The organism is Saccharopolyspora sp. (genome assembly GCF_017434145.1).
In the GTDB taxonomy this organism is placed as follows: Bacteria; Actinomycetota; Actinomycetes; order Mycobacteriales; family Pseudonocardiaceae; genus Saccharopolyspora_C; species Saccharopolyspora_C galaxeae.
Window position 1 is genome coordinate 1 of sequence record NZ_JAFRFW010001052.1, and the last position, 4,943, is coordinate 4,943.

6 protein-coding genes and 1 pseudogene are annotated in these 4,943 nt (G+C 70.8%); 6 read left to right on the forward strand and 1 reads right to left on the reverse strand.

Annotated features, from left to right (window positions below; genetic code table 11):
- The 3 genes from IJH84_RS28705 to nusB form a co-directional block, all read left to right on the forward strand.
- Positions 1-722 (forward strand): M24 family metallopeptidase (locus IJH84_RS28705; protein WP_295151163.1); only part of this gene is annotated, 722 nt, incomplete at its 5' end.
- 87 nt (positions 723-809) lie between these two features.
- Positions 810-1,373: an elongation factor P gene (gene efp, locus IJH84_RS28710; protein ID WP_200069805.1), complete on the forward strand. Its 564-nt coding sequence runs from the start codon at positions 810-812 to the stop codon at positions 1,371-1,373.
- Positions 1,374-1,409: 36 nt separating this feature from the next.
- Positions 1,410-1,889 carry a transcription antitermination factor NusB gene (gene nusB, locus IJH84_RS28715; RefSeq protein ID WP_200069804.1) on the forward strand — a complete coding sequence of 160 codons (480 nt, stop codon included), beginning with the start codon at positions 1,410-1,412 and terminating at the stop codon, positions 1,887-1,889.
- Positions 1,890-2,084: 195 nt separating this feature from the next.
- Here nusB and IJH84_RS28720 read toward each other — a convergent pair.
- Positions 2,085-2,573 (reverse strand): annotated as a pseudogene (locus IJH84_RS28720) (transcriptional regulator).
- A gap of 318 nt (positions 2,574-2,891) precedes the next feature.
- Between IJH84_RS28720 and pyrR the strand changes: the two are divergent.
- The 3 genes from pyrR to IJH84_RS28735 form a co-directional block, all read left to right on the forward strand.
- A complete protein-coding gene (gene pyrR / locus IJH84_RS28725; protein WP_200069803.1) occupies positions 2,892-3,485 on the forward strand; it encodes a bifunctional pyr operon transcriptional regulator/uracil phosphoribosyltransferase PyrR in 594 nt (197 codons plus the stop codon).
- Entirely contained in the window at positions 3,485-4,417 is a 933-nt protein-coding gene (locus IJH84_RS28730) for an aspartate carbamoyltransferase catalytic subunit (RefSeq protein ID WP_295151168.1), read from the forward strand. Before pyrR ends, IJH84_RS28730 begins: the two co-directional genes overlap by 1 nt.
- Positions 4,414-4,943: amidohydrolase family protein (locus IJH84_RS28735; RefSeq protein ID WP_295151170.1), on the forward strand; the 530-nt coding region annotated here is incomplete at its 3' end. The genes IJH84_RS28730 and IJH84_RS28735, both read left to right, overlap by 4 nt.

A 4,943-nucleotide genomic window follows, 5' to 3' on the forward strand; every position in this document is an offset into this window, starting at 1 on the left:
GGGCCCCGGGTCGGGTGGAACGCCTTCGGCTGATCAAAGCCGCGAGCGAGGTCGAGGCGCTGCGGATGGCCTGCGCCGCGGCCGACCGCGCGCTGGCCGACCTGATCGAGCACGGCGGGCTGCGTCCCGGCCGCACCGAGCTGGAGGTGGCCCGCGAGCTCGAAGCGCGGATGCTGGAGCACGGCGCGGCAGGTCCGTCGTTCGAGACGATCGTGGCCGCAGGGGCGAACTCCGCGGTCCCGCACCACCGGCCGACCGGCGCGGTGCTGGCCGCGGGGGATTTCGTGAAGCTGGACTTCGGCGCCCTGGTCGACGGCTACCACTCGGACATGACCCGCACCGTCGTGCTCGGCGCGCCCGCCGACTGGCAGCGCGAGGTCTACGACCTCGTCCGCGCCGCGCAGACCGCCGGGTGCGACGCGGTGCGCGTGCCTGCAGGCGTGCGCGAAGTGGACGGCGCGGCCCGCAAGGTGATCGAGGACGCGGGCTACGGCGAGCGGTTCGTGCACGGCCTCGGCCACGGCGTGGGCCTGGAGATCCATGAGGCACCGGCGTTGTCCCAGCGGGGAGACGGTACGATTCAACCGGGGATGGCGGTCACCGTCGAACCCGGCGTGTACTTGCCGGAGCGTGGCGGGGTCCGCATCGAGGACACCCTGGTGGTGCGGGACAGCACCACGGAGCTCCTCACCTTGACGACCAAGGAACTCGTCGCCGTTTGAGCGCGGGGCGCGCGCGGCCGCAGCCGGGCCGCCGATCCGCGCCCGGTGCAGCAAACCGCAGCCCGTAGCACAGGAGAGAACGGACACGTGGCAACCACGAACGACCTCAAGAACGGACTCGTGCTCAACCTCGACGGCCAGCTCTGGTCGGTGGTGAACTTCCAGCACGTCAAGCCGGGCAAGGGCGGCGCCTTCGTGCGCACCACGCTGAAGAACGTGCTTTCCGGCAAGACGCTGGACAAGACGTTCAACGCCGGGGTGAAGGTGGACACCGCCAACGTGGACCGGCGCGAGATGACCTACCTCTACTACGACGGCACCGACTACGTGTTCATGGACCCCGACACCTACGACCAGGTCGCCGTCTCGGGCAAGGTCGTCGGCGAGGCCGCGAACTACATGCTGGAGAACAGCAAGGTGAACGTGGCGCGGCACAACGACGAGCCGCTGTACGTGGAGCTGCCCGCTTCGGTCGAGCTGAACATCGAGCACACCGACCCGGGCGTGCAGGGCGACCGCTCCACCGGTGGCACCAAGCCCGCCACGCTGGAGACCGGTGCCGAGGTGCACGTCCCGCTGTTCCTCAACACCGGCGACAAGGTCAAGGTCGACCCGCGCGACGGCCGCTACCTGGGCCGCGTCAACAAGTGATCCGTTCCCGGGGAACAGCCGAAAGAGAGATGTGAGTTGGGCTCACGGAGCAAGGCCCGCAAGCGGGCGGTGGACGTGCTGTACGAGGCCGATCTGCGCGGTCTCGAGGCGGTGACGTTGCTGTCCGAGCGGCTCGCCGCGCCCGAGGCCGCGCCGGTCGCCGACTACACGGTGACCCTGGTCGAGGGCATCGCCGCGAACCTGCGGCGCATCGACGAGGTGCTCGTCGAGCACGCCGAGGGCTGGACGCTGGGCCGGATGCCCGCGGTGGACCGCGCGGTGCTGCGGCTGGGGCTCTACGAGCTGCTGTGGAGCGAGGACGTGCCGCCGGCGGTGGCCATCGACGAGTCCGTGGAGCTGGTGAAGGACCTGTCCACGGACGACTCGCCGCGGTTCGTCAACGGCGTGCTCGGCCGGATCGCCGGTATCAGCGACCGGCTGCGCACCTCGATCCGCAACCTGGAGGCCGCCGAAGCGGCCGCAGCCGAACGCGCCGAGTCCGACGCGCAGCACTGAGGGTCTCCGGACGCGCACGAAGCCGTCGTAACGGGTTCCCGAACGCCGAGCGGGCCGCTCGCCCCCACGCGAGTGGCCCGCTCGATGCGTTTCGGAAAACCATTGCCCCGAGCGCGGAAACGTCCTCCGCGCACGATTCGCCCGCGGGCGACCGCGACCCCGGAGCAGGCGGGGCCGCGGCCACCGTTGCGGGTCTCACTCCTCCCGGGCGGGTCGCGCCTCGGGCGGCAGCACGCCCCAGTCGATGAGCTGCTCGGTCAGCTCGCCCGGGGTCATGTCGTAGATGATGGCGAGGGATCGCAGGTCCTCGGTCCGGATGGACAGCACCTTGCCGTTGTAGTCGCCGCGCTGGCTCTGGATGGTCGCCGCGTACCGGGCCAGCGGCCCGACCTTCTCCGCGGGCAGTTGCTACAACCGCTCCAGATTGATCACGACCTTGGTGGCCGGTTCGGCACCGGAGGGCACCCGTCCCTCCGGGAGCAGTTCCGCGACCGGAACACCGTAGAAATCGGCCAGTTCGGCGAGTTTCTGCACGGTCACCGCCCGGTCGCCACGTTCGTAGGACCCGACGACCACGGCCTTCCACCGCCCGCCTGACTTCTGCTCGACGCCGTGCAGCGAGAGACCCTGCTGCTGGCGGATAGCGCGGAGCTTGCCGCCCAGCGCCTTGGCGTAGTCGCCCATGTGGCGTTTCTCCGTTTCATTCGCCCCGTCAGCCTAGCGCGGTTGTCGGGGAGGAAAGCTCAGATTGATACGGAGAGTAATGTTCGCTCGCAAGTGTCACTAGGTCAAGTTGGTCTTCGTGTGGCGGCAGGGCGAGTACGCCCACACCACCCGGACGATTGACCCCGGGACGCTGATAGCGTACAAGCCGAGCACGGCGTGCACTCGGTGGACGCGCCGATGTTCCCACCAAGGGCCGGATACTCGATCACCGCGTCCGGAGTGGATCGAACCATCCTTTAAGGACCCGTCCAGTGAGGCGGGGAAGGAGGCACGCCCGTGGCGTCACGCCGGCAGGCGGGCGCGGCGGATCCGGCGGGGCAGCGGGAGCTGCTCTCGGCCGGTGACGTAGCGCGCACGGTAGCCCGCATCGCTCATCAGATCATCGAGAAGACCGCGTTGGACACCGCGGGCAGCACCGACGTGGTTCTGCTGGGCGTGCCCACTCGTGGCGCGCCGCTGGCGCGGCGGTTGTCCGCACGGATCGCCGAGTTCAGCGGGGCGACCGTGGAAACCGGCACGCTGGACATCACGCTCTACCGCGATGACCTGCGCAAACGGCCGAACCGGCCACTGGAACCGAGCAGCCTGCCCGCTGCGGGCATCGATGGCGCGCAGGTCGTGCTCGTCGATGACGTGCTGTTCTCCGGCCGCACCGTGCGGGCCGCGCTCGACGCCCTGCGCGATCAGGGACGGCCGCGCGCGGTGCAGCTCGCGGTGCTGGTCGACCGCGGGCATCGGGAGTTGCCGATCCGCGCGGACTACGTCGGCAAGAACGTGCCGACCTCCCGCAGCGAGGAGGTCGCGGTCCGGCTCTCCGAGGTCGACGACGTCGACTCGGTGGTGCTGCGGCGCAGCGAGGAGGTGCGGTGATGCGGCACCTGCTGACGACCGAGGGCCTGGACCCGCAGACCGCGACGACGATCCTGGACACCGCGGACACGCTCAAGCAGACCTTGCTGGGCCGCGAGGTGCGCAAGTTGCCGACGCTGCGCGGGCGCACCGTGATGACGATGTTCTACGAGAACTCCACGCGCACGCGGGTGTCGTTCGAGGTCGCGGGCAAGTGGATGAGCGCCGACGTGATCAACGTGTCGGCCTCGGCCTCGTCGGTGGGCAAGGGCGAGTCGTTGCGCGACACCGCGCTGACGCTCTCTGCCGCGGGCGCGGACTGCGTGATCGTGCGGCACCCGGCTTCCGGGGCGGCGCACCGGCTCGCGGGCTGGCTCGACGAAGCGGGCACGCAGATCGTCAACGCCGGCGACGGGATGCACGAGCACCCGACCCAAGCCCTGCTGGACGCCGCGACGCTGCGGGAGCGGCTGGGTGAGCTGGCGGGGCGCCGGATCGCCGTGGTCGGCGACCTGCTGCACAGCCGGGTCGCGCGCTCGAACGTGCACTTGCTGCGCACCTTGGGCGCGCAGGTGGTGCTGGTGGCGCCGCCGACGCTGGTGCCGCACGGGATCGAGCACTGGGGCGCCGAGGTCCGCCACGAGCTCGACCCGGAACTTCCCGGGCTGGACGCGGTGATGCTGCTGCGGGTGCAGGCCGAGCGGATGCACGGCGGGTTCTTCCCGTCGGCGCGGGAGTACTCGATCGCCTACGGCCTGAACGAGAAGCGGCTGGCGAAGCTGCCGGAGCACGCCGTGGTGCTGCACCCCGGCCCGATGCTGCGCGGCATGGAGATCGCCCCGGCGGTCGCGGATTCACCGCGGGCGGCCATCACCGAGCAGGTCCGCAACGGGGTGCACGTGCGCATGGCGGTGCTCTACCACCTGCTGGCCGGAGAGGAGATCGCGGCATGAGCCGGGTGCTGATCAAGGAAACCCGCCCCTACGGCGAGGGCGAGCCGGTGGACGTGCTCGTCGACGGCGAGCGCATCGCCGAGATCGGCGCGGACCTGACCGCCGATGCCGACGAGGTGGTGCGCGCCGGTGGAGCCGTGCTGCTGCCGGGCTTCGTGGACCTGCACACGCATCTGCGCGAACCGGGCCGGGAGGACGCCGAGACCGTCGAGACCGGCTCCGCAGCGGCCGCCCTGGGCGGCTACACGGCGGTTTTCGCGATGGCCAACACCGACCCGGTCGCGGACAACGCGGTGATCGTGGAGCACGTCCGGCGCCGCGGCGACGAGATCGGCCTGGTCGACGTGCACCCGGTGGGCGCGGTGACGCAGGGGCTGGCCGGTGAGCAGCTGGCCGAGCTGGGCGCGATGGCGCGTTCGGGCGCCGAGGTGCGGGTGTTCTCCGACGACGGCAAGTGCGTGGACGACCCGCTGGTGATGCGCCGCGCGCTGGAGTACACGAAGGCGCTGGGCGCGGTGGTGGCCCA

What these genes read in the sequence shown, in the direction of transcription:
- IJH84_RS28730 (WP_295151168.1), top strand. Translation starts at nt 3,485, where the DNA reads ATGCGGCACCTGCTGACGACCGAGGGCCTGGACCCGCAGACCGCGACG.